Genomic DNA, 14,301 nt, shown 5'->3' with positions numbered 1-14,301 from the left:
TCAGGCCCTCGCCTTGGTCAGGACGGCACCGAGCGTGCGCTCGGCGAGCTTCAGCTTGTAGGCGTTGTCCTCGGTCGGCTTGGCCCCCGCGAAGACCTTGTCGGTCACCGCCTTGGCACCCCGCGGCAGGTCGGCCTCGGCGGCCTCGACGCGCCACGGGCGCGGCGCCACACCGCCGAACGCCACGTGCCCGGTCCCGTCCTTGCCGATCACGGCGGCGACGGAGACGAGGGCGTAGGCATAGGAGGCCCGGTCGCGGACCTTGCGATAGATGTGCGTCCCGGCGACGGGCTTCGGCAGCGTCACGGCGGTGATCAGCTCGCCGCCCTTCAGCGTCGTGTCGAGTTCCGGCTTGTCGGCGGGCAGGCGATGGAAGTCCGCGACGGGGATCTTGCGGGTGGCACCCTTTGCGTCGACGGTCTCGACGGTGGCGTCGAGCACGCGCATGGCCACCGCCATGTCGCCCGGGTAGGTCGCGATGCAGGCTTCGCTCGCACCGATCACGGCGAGCTGCCGGCTGACCCCGTCGATGGCCGAGCAACCGGACCCCGGCTGGCGTTTGTTGCAGGCCTGGGCCGTGTCGTAGAAGTACGGGCACCGGGTCCGCTGCAGCAGGTTGCCGGCGGTGGTCGCCTTGTTGCGGAGCTGTCCCGAAGCGCCCGCGAGCAGCGCCCGCGAGAGAACGCCGTAATCCTTCCGGACGCTGGCATCAGCGGCCAGATCCGTGTTCCGCACCAGCGCCCCGATCCGAAGCCCGCCCTCCGGCGTCGGCTCGACCTTGTCCAGGCCGAGGCCGTTGACGTCGACGAGGTGGGTCGGGGTCTCGATCTGCAGCTTCATCAGGTCGAGCAGGTTGGTGCCGCCGGCGATGAACTTGGCGTTCGGGGTGCGGGCGACGGCGGCGGCGGCCTCGGCGGGCGTGCCCGGGCGCTCGTACGTAAAGGACTTCATGCGGGCCTCCCGGCGACTTCGGTGATCGCCTCGACGATGTTGGAGTAGGCGCCGCAGCGACAGATGTTGCCGCTCATACGCTCGCGGATCTCGGCATCGGTGACCTCGTAGGTCCCGTTGAGGTCGGCGCTGACATGGCTCGGGATGCCGGACTTGATCTCGGCGATGACTGCCACGCTGGAGCAGATCTGGCCCGGGGTGCAGAAGCCGCACTGGTAACCGTCGTGCTTCACGAAGGCCGCCTGCATCGGATGGAGGTCGCCCGGCTTGCCGAGCCCCTCGATGGTCATGACGCTGGCGTCCTGGTGCATGACCGCCAGGGTCAGGCAGGAGTTGATGCGCCGACCGTCGACGATCATGGTGCAGGCGCCGCACTGACCGTGGTCGCAGCCTTTCTTGGCGCCGGTCAGGTGCAGGTGCTCGCGCACCGCGTCGAGCAGGCTGGTCCGGGTGTCGAGTTCGAGCTCGCGGCGCTCGCCGTTGACCGTGAACCCGACCTTGGCCAGGACCGGCTTGTCGGTTCCCGCGGGCACGGCGCCCGCCGCAGATGGGACGGCGGCCAGGGCCGCCGTGGCTGATGCAGCCACCATCAAATCTCTCCGGTTCAAGTCGTAATCTCCAGGTCGTCCCATCTTGGTCTCCGAGCCTGCTGCAGGGGGGCGATGGCGCGACGGCCGCCCGTCGAGGGTGGGATGCCCGTGGAAATACACACACCTTGGATAGGCTCCAAGGTACGGCGTCACGTCTCGTTGATTAGTGCCTCCCAGCCACATAGGGACATGAGCGATGCTTATGGATCGTCCGCGAACGGACCCGGACGATCTCGTCCACCCTTCGGAATGCAGCGAGAAACCGGTCAATGGCGCGCACGGACCTGACCGACCTGCTGTCCTTCGCGACGGTGTCGCAGGAGGGCAGCTTCACCCGGGCCGCGACGCGCCTGGGCGTCACGCAATCGGCCCTCAGCCACGCCCTGAAGGGCCTTGAGGCCCGGCTCGGCGTGCCCCTGCTGACCCGGTCCACCCGCGGCGCCGTGCCGACCGAGGCGGGGGAGCGCCTGCTACGGATCGTGGGACCCCAGTTCGAACAGATCGATGTCGAGCTTGCCGCGCTTACAGAGCTCCGCGACAAGCCCGCCGGCACTGTCCGCATCACGGCGCCCGAGGATGCCGCGGCGACGGTCCTGTGGCCGGTCCTGGCGCGCGTTCTCCCGGACTACCCCGACATCAACGTCGAGATCGTGACCGAGCAGGCCCTGACCAACATTGTCGCCGAACGCTTCGACGGCGGCGTGCGCATCGGCGAGCACGTCGAGAAGGACATGGTCGCGGTCCGCATCGGTCCCGACATGCGCATGGCCGTGGTCGGGACGCCGGCCTACCTCAGGAAACGGGCGAGACCCAAGCACCCCGAGGACCTCACCGCCCACCGGTGCATCAACCTGCGACGGCCGACCCGTGGCGGGTTCTATCCATGGGAATTCGAACGGAAGGGACAGGCCCTGAATGTGCGCGTCGAGGGCCAACTCGTGTTCACCAGCCTACCCCTGATCCGGGAGGCGGCCCTCGCCGGACTCGGGTTGGCCTACCTGCCGGAGGACCACGTGGCGCAGGACGTGGCCGAGGGCAGGTTGGTGCGGGTCCTGAAGGACTGGTGCGAGCCCTTCCCGGGCTACCACCTGTACTATCCGAGCCGGCGCCAGCCCGCCCCGGCCTTCACGGTCCTGTTGGAGGCGCTCCGCCATCGCGGATGAGGGCGAGCCCTCCGCCTCAACGCGGGAAGAGGCGGAGCAGCCGGCCGTCCGCTGCGTCCTTGATCACCCACAGCGCGCCGTCCGGCCCCTGGGCGACATGACGGATGCGCTGATGCTGATCCTGGAGAAGGCGCTCCTCGCCGACGACTTTGTCGCCCTCGATGACGAGCCGGGCGAGGTGCTGGCCGGTCATCGCCGCCACGAACAGGTTGTTCCTCCACTCCGGGATCAGGTCGCCCGCGTAGAAGGTCATCCCGCCCGGACCGACGGCCGCCTCCCAGACGTAGCGCGGCTGGACCGTGTCGGGCATCTGGGTGCGCCCGCCGTTGATCGGTGTGCGGTCGTAGTTCGTGCCGTAAGCGACCAGCGGCCAACCGAAGTTCGCGCCGCGACCGACGTGGTTCACCTCGTCGCCGCCGTCCGGCCCGTGCTCCGCGTCCCATAGTTCGCCGTCCACCGGGTTGATCGCCAAGCCCTGCGGGTTGCGATGGCCGTAGCTCCAGATCTCGGCCCGGGTATGGTTCTCCGCATCCTGATCGCGGTCAAACGGATTCCCGGGCGCCGGCTTGCCCTCGGTGTCGATGCGCAGAACCTTGCCGAGCCAGGAATACGTCGACTGCGCCTCCGCCCGGGTGGGGAGGAAGAACCGTTCGCCCAGGGATACGAACAGGAAGCCCGCGCGGTCGAAGACGAGCCGCGAGCCGTAATGGGCGTGCTGGGCCACGGCGGGATCGACCCGAAGTAGGACCGTCACGTCCTCCAGCCTGTACATCGGGGCCTGGTTGCCGCCCTTCGGCGGCTGGAGGCGGGCCTTCGCGACCACGACGCCGCTGTCGTGCTCGCCGCGGGGTTCGACGTAGGTGAAGTAGATCGTGCGGTTTCTGGCGAAGGCCGGGTCGGCGACGACGTCGAGCAGGCCCGCGTCGCCCCCGTAGACCACCGTCGGCACGCCGCTCACCCCCGCCACGGGCTTTCCGGTCGCCATGTCGACGATGCGCATCGCCCCCGGCTTCTCGGATACGAGGAGCTTGCCGTCCCCAAGGAAGGCGAGGCCCCAGGGATGGTCGAGGTTCTCGGTTTTGACCTCGACCGAGATCGGCGTCCGGGTGAAGACCGCGGGAGCCCGGACCTGCCCGTCGAAGGCCGGCTTCTGGTCGGGGGCCGTCGGGGCATTGGTGGCAAGCGGCCGCCCCGGGGTCACCGGCCCGTCGGGCGCGCGCCCGCCCCTGTTCGGGAGGCCGACGCTATTGGACTGCTGGGCCGTGGCCGGTGCGGCGCACAGCAGGGACGTGGCGATGAGAATGCACGTACGGGTGTTGATCAACGAGGGCTCCGAGGTCGAATGGACGGATCGGTCGACCGCGCGCTGCGGCTTCCGTCTTGGTGCGGGAAAGGACAAGGCATCAAAGGATCGTAGGGTGCCGGACACGTGATTTCAGACCTGCCGGGGACCCACGGTGCATGGTCCGTGGGCTCCCCATCGGGGTCGACCGCGTCAGGCGACGGTCTGGCCGCCGTCGACCACCATGGCGTGGCCAATCACGAAGGCCGCCATGTCCGAGCACAGGTAGAGGACCGCCGCCGCGATCTCCTCGGACTTGCCCATCCGTCCGACCGGCTCCTGCGCGATCACCCGCGCCATGCCCTCCGGGGTCCCACCGGTGAACCGCTGCATCATCGGGGTATCGATGATGCCGGGGCAGACCGCGTTGATGCGAATGCCATCCTTCGCATAGTCCAGGGCGGCGCTCTTGGTCATGCCGATCACGCCGTGCTTGGTTGCGGCGTAGGCGGCCTGGCCAGCGATGCCCTTCACCCCCGCACCGGAGGAGGTGTTGACGATGGCGCCGCCACCGTTCCTCAGCAGCAGCGGGACCTGGTGCTTTAGGCAGAGGAACATCCCGCGCAGGTTGATCGCGACGAGGCGGTCGAAGTCCTCGTCCTCGATCTCGGACACCGAGGCCACCGGCTGCTCGATGCCGGCGTTGTTGAAGGCGAAGTCGAGCTTCCCGAAGGTCTCAATCGTCCGGTCGAGCGCGGCCTTCACGTCCTCGGACTTGCTCACGTCGCAACGCACCGCGAGCACGCGGCCACCGGCCTCCTCGATCAGGCGGGCGGTCTGCAGGTTGCCCTCCTCGGACACGTCGGCGACCGTGACGGCCGAGCCGGCCTTGGCGAACGCCAGGGCGGTGGCGCGCCCGATGCCGCTCGTCGCACCTGTTACGAAGGCGACCTTGCCGTTGAAGTCATGGGTCTGGGTCATCGGTATATCCGGAATCTGTGGGATCACCGCGCGGCCTCGGAAGGCCTCACGGACGGGTTCAGCGCGGCAGCGCGTAGGCGACGAGCTTGGTGCCGAGGCTGATGGTGAGCGGGGGCTTCCCGCCTGCCGCGACCACCACGAATTGGCGCCCGCTCACCGGGCTGCGGTAGGTCATCGGCGTGGCGTTACCGCCACCCGGAAGCCGGGCCTGCCAAAGCTCCCGCCCGGTCGCGGCATCGAGTGCACGGAAGGTGCGGTCCATGCTGGCGCCGACGAAGACGAGGCCGCCGTGCGTTGTGACGGCGCCGCCCGAAACCGGGGTCCCCACGGTCAGGGGCAGCATCGACGGGATGTTGAATGGCCCGGTGTCACGGGCGGTCCCGAGGGGCTTGGACCAAAGCAAGCGTCCGCTCGACAGGTCGACGGCGGCGATGAGCCCCCAGGGCGGTGCGGTGCAGGGCACGCCGAGCGGCGACATGAACAGCCCGCCATAGGCGCCGTATGGCGTGTTCAGCATCGGTCGGTCGGCATCGCCACCGGGGCTTTGCCCGTCCGACAGCTTCAGCTTGCGCTGGTTGGCTACCTCGCGGGTCACGAGCTCGACCCGGTCGGGGAACCGCATCCAGTTCGCGATCATGATGCCGCGGTCGACGTCGATGGAGGCGCTGCCCCAGTTGACGCCGCCGACCGAGCCCGGATCGATCAGGACGGGCTTGCCTAGCGTGATCGGCGTCAGGTGCCCCTCGTAGCGCGATTGCCGGAACAGGATGCGGCACAGCATCTGGTCGACGGGGGTCGCGCCCCACATGTCGGACTCCCGCAGGGTCGCCCCCCGGAATGCCGGCAGGTCGAGGGAGGCGGGCTGGGTCGGCGACAGGCGCTCGCCCGGGCCGAGATCCCCCTGCGGTGCCGCCACCTCGGTGACCGGCTTGATCGGCTGCCCGGTCTCGCGGTCGAGCACGAAGATCTCGCCGCGCTTGGTCGGCTGGATGAGGGCGGGCCGCATTCCGGTCGCCGTGGGCATGTCGACCAGGGTCGGCTGCGAGGGGGTGTCGTAGTCCCAGATGTCGTGATGGGTCGCCTGGAAGCGCCAGCGCAGGCGGCCGGTCTCTGCGTCGAGGGCGATGACGGCACTGGAGACCTCCTCGTCGAACGGCCGTCGCAGGCCGCCGAAATTGTCCGGCGTGGCGTTGCCCATCGGCAGGTAGACGAGGCCGAGCGCGTCGTCGGCGCTGATCGGCGCCCAGCTGTTGGGTGAGGACGGCGTGTAGGTCTCGCCCGGCGGCGGCGCTCCGATCCGGTCGGGATGGCCGGGATCGAAGGCCCAGGACAGTTCGCCGGTGCGGGCGTCGAAGGCGCGGATCACGCCGGACGGGCCGCCCCAGAACTGGCCGTCAGGGATGCCGCCGCCGACCACCGCCTTGCCGCGGATGATCTGCGGGGCCGAGCTCACGTAATACTGACCTGCGGGGTAGGTGCTGATCCCTTCGCGCAGGTCGACGCGTCCGTCTTTGCCGAAGTCGGTGCAGGGCTTGCCGGTGGCGGCGTCGAGGGCGATTAGCTCGGGGGTCTGGCTCGCCGCGATGATGCGGGTGGCGCACAGGCCGGTCGCGTTTGGCACGCGGTAATGGGCGACGCCGCGGCACGGCTTGCCGGAGGGCGGGGTGCCGTTCGACATGTCGTGGCGCCAGCGCTCCCGCCCGGTCTCGGCGTCGAGAGCCATGACGCGGTTGTGGCCGTCGCACAGGTAGAGGGCATCGCCGACCATGATCGGCGTCGACTCTAGGGCGGTCGCCGGTCCGGGCGTGTCGGGACCGGTCTCGGCCTCCCACGCGACCTCCAGCTTCCCGACGTTCTGCGGCGTGAGGTCCGTAAGAGGGCTGAAGCGCGTGCCGCCCTGGTCGTTGCCGAAGCTCGGCCAGTCCTCGCCCGTGATGCGGGCCAGCGGTTGCGGCAGGGTACCGGGCGCGCGCTCGGCGACGCCGCGGCGCAGGATGGGCTCGGCCGGTGCCGTCGGGTGCAGGGCACCGCCCGCGACCACGGCGAGGATCAGGGCCCCGGCGAAGGCCGGCCATCCCCATGCCCCGGTGAGCCTGCGGGGGCCGGCGATCCGGACGGGTGGCAACAGGAGCGCCAGTCCGAGGACGAAAGGCGCGAGCAGCCGTGGCAGGAGCTGCCAGGGGTCGAAGCCCACCTCCCAGACGGCCCAGGCGGTTGTCCACACCAACATCGCGGCGAAGAGCGGGACACCCCTCGGGTCGCGACGCCAGACCAGGACGCCGCTCGCCAGGACGGCGATCCCGGTCAGCAGGTAGTACGGCGAGCCGCCGTACCAGGCCAGGGCCGCGCCCCCGGCGCCGAGGGTGAGGCCGACGAGGACGAGAAGACCGGCGACCGCCCGCCTCGTCCAGACCGTCACGGGGCCGTCCCAGGTTGCCGCGGCTCCGGACAGGGGCGCCGGTTCATTGGTTTTCATGGTGGTGGTTTCCGTTGGACCGGTGGCGGGCGTCATCGATGCGAGAAGAGCGGCAGCGCCTTCGCGAAGGCCTGGGCGTGGAAGATCGTGGAGCCCTGGCCGCCGGTACCGTCATTCGTGACGATGAGGAGCTCGTCGGTGCCGGGCCGCAGCGCCATGCTGGTGGAGCGCAGGTTGTGGCCGTCGTCGCGCCCCGGCAGCAGCACCTGCCCGATGGGGATGCCGTTGCGGTTGAACGCCAGGATGCGGCCCTGCCCGTACAGGGCGACGTAGAGGTTGCCGTCGGAGTCCGCGCGCATCGAGTCGGGCGCCGGACCGGTGAAATGGTAGGCCACGGTCGTTCCGAGCGGCGTGGGCGTGGTCGCGTCCGCGAGGTCGACCCGGTGCAGCAGGTTGCGACCGAACTCGGTGACCCACAGGGTCTTGCCGTCCGGGCTCAACGCCACGCCGTTGGCCAGCGCGAGGTTCGGCAGGATCGGGGTGACGGTCTTGAGGTCCGGCGCCACGTAGTAGACGCCCACAGTGGGATCGGTGGAGGTGCCCCGGAAATCGGTGAAGTAGAAACCGCCCTCGGCATCGAAGACGAGGTCGTTGACGACATATCCCGCCTCCGACGGGATGACGGTCCGCATATCCGAGCCGTCGGGTCGGACCGAGACGATGGAGCCGCGCCTGAAGCCGCCGGTTCCGGCGGCGAAGATGCGGCCATCCTTGTGGATCGCGAGGCCGCCGAGGTTGAGGTCGTTGGCCGGCACGACCGTGGTCAGGCGCTTGTCCGCCGTGAGCCGAAGCACACGGCCGGTACCGGCATCGGTGAACAGCAGGTTGCCCGCCCGGTCGAAGGAAGGGCCTTCCAGGGGGACGCCCTCGACCGACACCTTGAACCAGGCTTGAGCGACGACGCTCTGCAAGTCGCGCTCGCCGGGCGGGATGGGCACCGGTCCGCGTGTCCGTGCGTCGTAGGCGAGCGCGCCCGGGGCCTCATCGGCCGAGGTCACGCCGGCTGTCCCCGAGAGGCAGGCCACGACGAGAAGCGTGTGAGCCAATGTATGCCGCCCCGGCGTCCCGATGGTCATGGGACGGCCTCGATGGTCACCTTGACCGGGCCGGATCGCTTGAACGCGTCGGGGATGTGGCTCAGGCGACCGAGGCGGACGAGCCCGTCCGAGTATTTGAAGTCCTTGTAGTAGATGGCGAGATTACCCCAGGGGGCATAGTAGGCGATGTCGCCCGGCTCCGGGTCGGCGCCCGCCGGCTCCCCCTGGACTGACAGGCGCTTGGGCAGGTCGCCAATCTTCTCGGAGCCGTTGAAATCCTTCAGGGTCAGCGTGAGGGGCAGGAGCGCGCGAAAGGCGCGGGCGCTCTCGCCATCGCCGAGGGTCGCGGTGACGCTATCACCATTCGAGGAGTTCAGTCGTATCCGCACCATGCTCATGGCGGGTGCCTTCTCGGGCTTGGTGCCGGGAATTCGGCGCTCCTGGCTAGGTTCGGCGTGAAGCGCCTGCAGGCCGGAAAGAAGGGTCAGACCGACCGCGAGGATCGCCGATGAGGACAGATTGCGTCGCATGGTCGGCGCCTCAAGTCGCGGTGTAGCCGCCGTCGACGGGCAGGGCGACGCCGAGGACGAAGCTCGCCGCGTCGCTGCAGAGGAAGAGCACGGCAGCGGCGACCTCCTCTGGCCGGCCGAGGCGCTTGTTGGGCTGCTTGCCCATGATGACGTCCATCGCCTCTGGCTGCTCCTTGAGCATCTTGGCGACCATCGGGGTGTCGATGGTTCCGGGGCAGACGGCGTTCAGCCGGATGCCGCGCGGAGCGTTCTCCAGGGCCGCGCTCTGTGTCATCCCGATCACGCCGTACTTGGTGCCGTGATAGGCAGCGAGGCCGGGATTGCCGATGAGCCCTCCGATGGACGAGCAGTTGACGATGGCGCCGCTGCCCTGGGCCTGCATCTGGCGCAGTTCGGCCTGCATGCAGTTCCAGACGCCGCGCAGGTTCACCGCCATGACCCGCTCGTAGTCCGCGTCCGGCACGTCCACGACGTCGTTGGCCGGGATCTGGATGCCGGCATTGTTGAAGGCGGCGTCGAGGCGGCCGTAGGTGTCGACCGTGCGCCGGACCATCGCGGCCACCTCGTCAGCCTTGCTGACGTCACAGCGAACGCCGAGCACCTGATGGCCCTCCGCCTCCAGCCGATCCGTGACGGACCGCAAAGCCTCCTCGTTCTGGTCGGACAGCACGACGGCGGCGCCGGCCTCGGCGAACATCCGGGCGGTCGCCAGACCCACGCCCATGGCGGCGCCGGTGACGAGGGCGACCTTGTTCTCAAAGGTGATCTGCATGGGAGGTTCCTTGGTATCGGTTTCGGCGGGGTTCAGGCGTTCGGCCGCTGGCGCCAGGCGAGGGCCGCGACCAGGGCCGAGGCGCAGAGCGCGGCGGCGCTGACCGCGAAGGTGGCGCAGTATCCACTTGCGTCGTAGGCGAGGCCGCCAAGGGTGGCCCCGAGGGCGATGGCGAGTTGCACCACGGCGACGAGCAACCCGCCTCCGGCCTCGGCCTCGTTGGGCAGCGCCCGGCTCAGCCAGGTCCACCACGCTACGGGTGCCGCCGTGGCGACCAGGCCCCATCCGGCGAGCAGCGTCGCCGAAGCAACCGATGACCCGCCGACTACCGTCAGGGCGACGGCGATGGTCGCCATCACGAGAGGCATGGCGATCAGGAGGCTGAAGAGGCGTGTCTTGAGCAGGAACCCGATCAGGTAGCTTCCGACGAGACCCGCCGCGCCGGTGCCGAACAGGATGAGCGACAGCGTGGCCACATCAACGCGCGGCACCGTCTCCAGGAACGGGCGCAGGTAGGTGTAGAGGGCAAACTGCCCGAGGAAGAACAGCGAGACCGAGAGCATACCCAGAGGCACCTGGCGCTTGCGCAGGACCCGGAAGACGGTGCCGCCGTTGGCCGTCCGGGCGGAGGGCATCGCAGGCAGGCTCATGAAGAGCCAAGCCAGTGTCACGGCCCCCAGCGGGACGACGCAGAAGAAGGCGCCGCGCCAGCCGATATACGCCCCGAGGAAGCTGCCCAGCGGCGCCGCGACCGTAGTCGCCATGGCGTTGCCGCCGTTTAGCAGGCCCAGCGCACGGGGAAGCTCGGACTCCGGCACGAGACGCATGACCGTCGCGGTCGACATCGACCAGAAGCCGCCGATGACGACGCCCACCAGGGCACGCCCGGCCATGAAGACCGCGGTGTTCGGCGCGAAGGCCACCATCAGGCCCGAGGCGATCATCAGGACGGTGAGCACGAGCAGGACGGTGCGGCGGTCGATCCCGCGCGTGGCCGTCGAGATGACGAGGCTGGTGAGGACCGCGAACAGGCCAGAGACCGCGATGGCCTGGCCGGCATGCCCCTCGGACATGTGCAGGTCGGCCGCGAGCGGCGTCAGCAGGCTGACGGGCATGAACTCGGAGGCGATGAGCGTCGCGACGCAAAGGGTCATGGCGAACACCGCGCCCCATCCGCGGGCCGCCGTCTCGCGACCGAAGGCGGCATCGTCCGCGCAGGCTTGGTTCGGGTTCATGGGCAGGCCGCCCCTTCCTGGATGTTCGAGGTCGAGGGCGGGCTTCAGGCGCCGTACTGCTGGTCGGAGACCTTCTCCATCCAGTCGACGGGGCTGCCGTTCAGCGCCTCCTGGATGGCCATGTGGCTCATGGCGGTGGTCGGCGCCGCGCCATGCCAATGCCTCTCGCCGGGCGGGAACCAGACCACGTCGCCGGGACGGATCTCCTCGATGGGACCGCCCTCGCGCTGGGCCCGGCCGCAACCCGCCGTGACAACCAGGGTCTGGCCGAGCGGATGGGTGTGCCAGGCCGTGCGGGCGCCGGGCTCGAACGTAACAAGGGCTCCGCTGGTGCGGGCCGGCTCTGTCGCGCTGAAGAGCGGGTCGACGCGGACGGTACCGGTGAACCACTCGTCCGGACCTTTTCCGGAGGGCTGCGAGCCCGCGCGTTTGATGTCCATGGCCATGCTCCGTCGTGATCGATGGGTCCGGGCGCGAAAGCGCCCAGCGATGCTGGACCGGAAACTAGCGTTTGGTTGCGGACCCGATTAGGTGCTCAAATGAACATGAGGTCATGAGCAGGGCTTATGGATGTTACGTGAGAGCCTGAACGACCTGAGCGCCTTCGTCGCCGTGGCGCGGGCGGGCAGCTTCACGAAGGCGGCCGCGCAGCTCGGGGTATCCCAGCCGGCGCTGAGCCAGACCGTCCGGGCCCTGGAGACCCGCTTAGGGATACGACTCCTCGCGCGCACGACCCGAAGCGTGTCGGCGACCGAGGCCGGCGAGCGGCTCCTCAAGGCCGTGGGGCCTCGCTTCGACGATATCGAGGCCGGCCTCGTCGACCTGGCCGAGATCCGTGGCAGGCCGGCCGGGACCATTCGGATCACCGCGGACGAGCACGCGGCGCGAACCGTTCTCTGGCCCGCCCTTCGACGCGTCCTGCCCGGGAACCCGGACATCAAGGTCGAGACGATTGTCGATTACGGCCTGACAGACATCGTCGCCGAAGGCATCGACGCCGGCATTCGGCTGGGGGGGACGGTGGCCAAAGACATGGCCGCGGTGCGGATCGCGCCCGACATGCGCATGGCCGCCGTGGCAGCGCCCTCCTACCTCGCGGGCTGTCCGGGTCCCGAGCGGCCGGAGGACCTCACGGACCATTCCTGCATCAACCTGCGCCTGCCCACCCTCGGGGGGCTCTATGCCTGGGAGTTCGAGAAGGGCGGGCGGGACGTCCGCGTCTGGGTCGAGGGGCAACTCGTCTTCAACACGGTCGCCCTGATCCTGGAGGCGGCGCTCGACGGGTTCGGAATCGCCTACCTGCCGCAGGACCAGGTACAGGCCGGCCTGGACGACGGTCGGCTCACTCGGGTGCTGGATGAGTGGTGCCCGCCATTCTCAGGCTATCATCTGTACTATCCGACCCTGTGCCGGCCTTCGCCGGCGTTCGTCGTGCTGGTCGAGGCGCTGCGCTACCGGGGATGAGATCGCCGTAGGGCCGCTCAGGTCCCCGTGGCGGCGAGTGGGCCTCGTCGCCCGTGGCCGTACCTACCCCGGAACGCCGCCATCGCCTCGTCGGCAGCCCTTTGCCCGCTATCGTGGGCCCCGTGGGCGGTCGTGAAGTCGAAGGGGTGGGTCGCCTCGCCCGCAAAGAAAAGCCGGTCCTGGAAGGGGCGGGCCAGCTGTGCCCGCGCACCGGATCGGCCCGGCAGGGCACAGCTATACGCTCCGCCTATGGAGGCCATCCGGCTCCACGACGTCGCCGCGAGCGGCCGGATCGCCGAGGCTACATCGCTGCCGAACAGGGCGGCCAATTCGGCGTACACGTGGGCGAAGCCGGCGGCCGGGCCCTCCTCCTCGACGATGCGGGCTCCGTCGCCCCCGAGGAACGCCTCGATCACCGGCCACCCGTTCGGGCGGATGGAATAGGCGGCCGATCTCGGATCGCGCAGGTTGCCGTAGGCATGCGTATCCGGCTCGAACGCGGCGTCGCGACCGATCTCCAGGAAGAGCTTTTCGTTGCGGCCGAGCGGCAGGGCGGCGGCGGCCTCGCGCCAGGGGTCGACCCCAGAGGGAAGGCGGATCGCGTCGCCTGCCAAAACCGCGGTCGAGACGGTGAGGATGGCGGCCCCGGCGCGGACGGTGCCCGCGCGGGTGGTGACTGAGACGCCGTCCGCCGTCAGGTCGATCCGCTCGGCGGGGGTGGCGAGGCTCAGCGTCGTCGAGGTCGGTAGGCTGGCAGCGACCAACGTGCCATAGCCGAGCGGCAGGTGCCAGTTCCGGCCCGTCGAGGCATCGTCGTAGGCCAGGTAGTCGGCGGCGGAGATCGCCTCGGGGCCAACGCCGCACATGAAGCCGGCGATGGCTCGCACGTAGGCGTTCCAGGTGCCGCCGGGCTCAAGCGCATCGCAGGCTTGGTCACTGTCTGCCGCGACCAGGCGCAGCCGCTCCTCCCAATCGCCGTACGCCTTTTGCGCTGCCTCCTGGGCGCCCTCGTCCTGGGTGATGCCGGGGTGAGCCTTCGCCCAAGGCGGCTCTCCTCGGTCGACCGGGAAGCCCAACGTTTCGGCGATGCCGACCCAGGCATTGCGGTCGCCCGAATGGAGCCATTCGCACCCGAGGTCGAGCGGGTACCCGTCGATTTCCTGCGTGTGCGCGCGTCCGCCAAGGCGCGACGACGCCTCAAGCAGCAGAGCTGATGACCCGTGGGCCGCTAGCTGCCGGGCGGCACCGATGCCCGCGGCACCTCCCCCTACGATGATGACGTCGAACGCGCTGCCCATGGGATAAAGGTGAGGTCGGCCAACACAGCTTCCAAGGTTCGTAAGCGATATGTCCGGGCCTTTTCCCGACCCGGCGCGATACGGGCGGATTTCGAGATCTATCGCGCCTTCCCGGTGGACGTGGAACGCAACAGGGACGACCTCAAGCGGGGCGGAAAGCTGACGATGCTGGTACTTGCACTCCCCGGAGCGGCCAGCGCGTTCGCACCTTTCACTGAAGGAATGATGCGAGAGGTGGCGAAGGATGTGACCTTCCGGACCATCGAACGGGCCAACCATTGGGTGCCGGAGGAGAACGCCAAGGCGCTCGTCAGCGCCATCACGGATTTCCTGCAGGAAAGGTTATGTCCGCTTACGGGCGACGGAAGCGTCCGGCCGAACGACCATGTTGGGTCGAGGCTGTGTCAAAAGCCCGATCTGAAGTAGACTTGCGGCCTCATCTGCGGAGGTCGGCATGGGTCGGTTCGTCGAAGGGCAGGACCGTCGGCAATCCTGGTTGCTGCCCAGTTCGCTGGACGACTA

14 protein-coding genes are annotated in these 14,301 nt (G+C 69.3%); 3 read left to right on the top strand and 11 right to left on the bottom strand.

The features are described from left to right. A complete protein-coding gene (locus tag J7U37_RS21240) occupies window positions 1-951 on the bottom strand; it encodes a xanthine dehydrogenase family protein subunit M (RefSeq protein ID WP_247637011.1) in 951 nt (316 codons plus the stop codon). Further along, entirely contained in the window at window positions 948-1,541 is a 594-nt protein-coding gene (gene paoA / locus J7U37_RS21235; protein WP_247637010.1) for an aldehyde dehydrogenase iron-sulfur subunit PaoA, read from the bottom strand. Before paoA ends, J7U37_RS21240 begins: the two co-directional genes overlap by 4 nt. A 269-nt stretch (window positions 1,542-1,810) precedes the next feature. Here paoA and J7U37_RS21230 point away from each other — a divergent pair, with 269 nt between their 5' ends. After that, the gene (locus tag J7U37_RS21230; protein WP_247637009.1) at window positions 1,811-2,704 is read left to right on the top strand and encodes a LysR family transcriptional regulator; all 894 of its coding nucleotides are present in this window, start codon (window positions 1,811-1,813) and stop codon (window positions 2,702-2,704) included. A gap of 16 nt (window positions 2,705-2,720) precedes the next feature. Here J7U37_RS21230 and J7U37_RS21225 read toward each other — a convergent pair whose 3' ends face one another. The 8 genes from J7U37_RS21225 to J7U37_RS21190 form a co-directional block, all read right to left on the bottom strand. Beyond that, window positions 2,721-4,028 (bottom strand): PQQ-dependent sugar dehydrogenase, encoded by a 1,308-nt coding sequence (locus J7U37_RS21225; protein ID WP_247637008.1) that lies wholly within the window; start codon window positions 4,026-4,028, stop codon window positions 2,721-2,723. 171 nt (window positions 4,029-4,199) lie between these two features. Then, on the bottom strand, window positions 4,200-4,967 hold the full coding sequence (locus tag J7U37_RS21220; protein ID WP_247637007.1) for an SDR family oxidoreductase: 768 nt from the start codon (window positions 4,965-4,967) through the stop codon (window positions 4,200-4,202). A 58-nt stretch (window positions 4,968-5,025) separates the two neighbouring features. Then, the gene (locus tag J7U37_RS21215; RefSeq protein WP_247637006.1) at window positions 5,026-7,443 is read right to left on the bottom strand and encodes a membrane-bound PQQ-dependent dehydrogenase, glucose/quinate/shikimate family; all 2,418 of its coding nucleotides are present in this window, start codon (window positions 7,441-7,443) and stop codon (window positions 5,026-5,028) included. 32 nt (window positions 7,444-7,475) lie between these two features. Next, the gene (locus J7U37_RS21210) at window positions 7,476-8,519 is read right to left on the bottom strand and encodes an SMP-30/gluconolactonase/LRE family protein (protein WP_247637005.1); all 1,044 of its coding nucleotides are present in this window, start codon (window positions 8,517-8,519) and stop codon (window positions 7,476-7,478) included. Beyond that, a complete protein-coding gene (locus tag J7U37_RS21205; RefSeq protein ID WP_247637004.1) occupies window positions 8,516-9,010 on the bottom strand; it encodes a cyclophilin-like fold protein in 495 nt (164 codons plus the stop codon). The genes J7U37_RS21210 and J7U37_RS21205 overlap by 4 nt, the downstream gene beginning before the upstream one ends. A gap of 10 nt (window positions 9,011-9,020) precedes the next feature. Beyond that, window positions 9,021-9,782, bottom strand: a complete 762-nt coding sequence (locus J7U37_RS21200; RefSeq protein WP_247637003.1) for a glucose 1-dehydrogenase — start codon at window positions 9,780-9,782, stop codon at window positions 9,021-9,023. A gap of 32 nt (window positions 9,783-9,814) precedes the next feature. Then, window positions 9,815-11,017: an MFS transporter gene (locus J7U37_RS21195; RefSeq protein ID WP_247637002.1), complete on the bottom strand. Its 1,203-nt coding sequence runs from the start codon at window positions 11,015-11,017 to the stop codon at window positions 9,815-9,817. Window positions 11,018-11,061: 44 nt separating this feature from the next. Then, window positions 11,062-11,457, bottom strand: a complete 396-nt coding sequence (locus J7U37_RS21190; RefSeq protein ID WP_247637001.1) for a cupin domain-containing protein — start codon at window positions 11,455-11,457, stop codon at window positions 11,062-11,064. A 130-nt stretch (window positions 11,458-11,587) separates the two neighbouring features. Between J7U37_RS21190 and J7U37_RS21185 the strand changes: the two genes are divergently transcribed. Beyond that, the gene (locus J7U37_RS21185; protein WP_247637000.1) at window positions 11,588-12,481 is read left to right on the top strand and encodes a LysR family transcriptional regulator; all 894 of its coding nucleotides are present in this window, start codon (window positions 11,588-11,590) and stop codon (window positions 12,479-12,481) included. Window positions 12,482-12,498: 17 nt separating this feature from the next. Here J7U37_RS21185 and J7U37_RS21180 read toward each other — a convergent pair whose 3' ends face one another. Further along, a complete protein-coding gene (locus J7U37_RS21180) occupies window positions 12,499-13,779 on the bottom strand; it encodes an FAD-dependent oxidoreductase (protein WP_247636999.1) in 1,281 nt (426 codons plus the stop codon). A 9-nt stretch (window positions 13,780-13,788) separates the two neighbouring features. Here J7U37_RS21180 and J7U37_RS21175 point away from each other — a divergent pair, with 9 nt between their 5' ends. Beyond that, on the top strand, window positions 13,789-14,205 hold the full coding sequence (locus J7U37_RS21175; RefSeq protein WP_247636998.1) for an alpha/beta hydrolase: 417 nt from the start codon (window positions 13,789-13,791) through the stop codon (window positions 14,203-14,205). The last annotated feature ends 96 nt before the right edge of the window (window positions 14,206-14,301 follow it).

It is taken from the genome of Methylobacterium sp. 37f, assembly GCF_023093475.1.
In the GTDB taxonomy this organism is placed as follows: Bacteria; Pseudomonadota; Alphaproteobacteria; order Rhizobiales; family Beijerinckiaceae; genus Methylobacterium.
The sequence above is the reverse complement of the archived record's forward strand: the minus strand, read 5'-3'. Positions and strand labels throughout refer to the sequence as shown.

Excerpts from the sequence above, each read along its gene's own strand:
- J7U37_RS21240 (WP_247637011.1), bottom strand. The coding sequence starts at position 951 with ATGAAGTCCTTTACGTACGAGCGCCCGGGCACGCCCGCCGAGGCCGCC.
- J7U37_RS21195 (WP_247637002.1), bottom strand. The coding sequence starts at position 11,017 with ATGAACCCGAACCAAGCCTGCGCGGACGATGCCGCCTTCGGTCGCGAG.
- J7U37_RS21190 (WP_247637001.1), bottom strand. The coding sequence starts at position 11,457 with ATGGACATCAAACGCGCGGGCTCGCAGCCCTCCGGAAAAGGTCCGGAC.
- J7U37_RS21205 (WP_247637004.1), bottom strand. The coding sequence starts at position 9,010 with ATGCGACGCAATCTGTCCTCATCGGCGATCCTCGCGGTCGGTCTGACC.
- J7U37_RS21220 (WP_247637007.1), bottom strand. The coding sequence starts at position 4,967 with ATGACCCAGACCCATGACTTCAACGGCAAGGTCGCCTTCGTAACAGGT.
- J7U37_RS21200 (WP_247637003.1), bottom strand. The coding sequence starts at position 9,782 with ATGCAGATCACCTTTGAGAACAAGGTCGCCCTCGTCACCGGCGCCGCC.
- J7U37_RS21185 (WP_247637000.1), top strand. The coding sequence starts at position 11,588 with ATGTTACGTGAGAGCCTGAACGACCTGAGCGCCTTCGTCGCCGTGGCG.
- J7U37_RS21180 (WP_247636999.1), bottom strand. The coding sequence starts at position 13,779 with ATGGGCAGCGCGTTCGACGTCATCATCGTAGGGGGAGGTGCCGCGGGC.
- J7U37_RS21215 (WP_247637006.1), bottom strand. The coding sequence starts at position 7,443 with ATGAAAACCAATGAACCGGCGCCCCTGTCCGGAGCCGCGGCAACCTGG.
- J7U37_RS21230 (WP_247637009.1), top strand. The coding sequence starts at position 1,811 with ATGGCGCGCACGGACCTGACCGACCTGCTGTCCTTCGCGACGGTGTCG.
- paoA (WP_247637010.1), bottom strand. The coding sequence starts at position 1,541 with ATGGTGGCTGCATCAGCCACGGCGGCCCTGGCCGCCGTCCCATCTGCG.
- J7U37_RS21210 (WP_247637005.1), bottom strand. The coding sequence starts at position 8,519 with ATGACCATCGGGACGCCGGGGCGGCATACATTGGCTCACACGCTTCTC.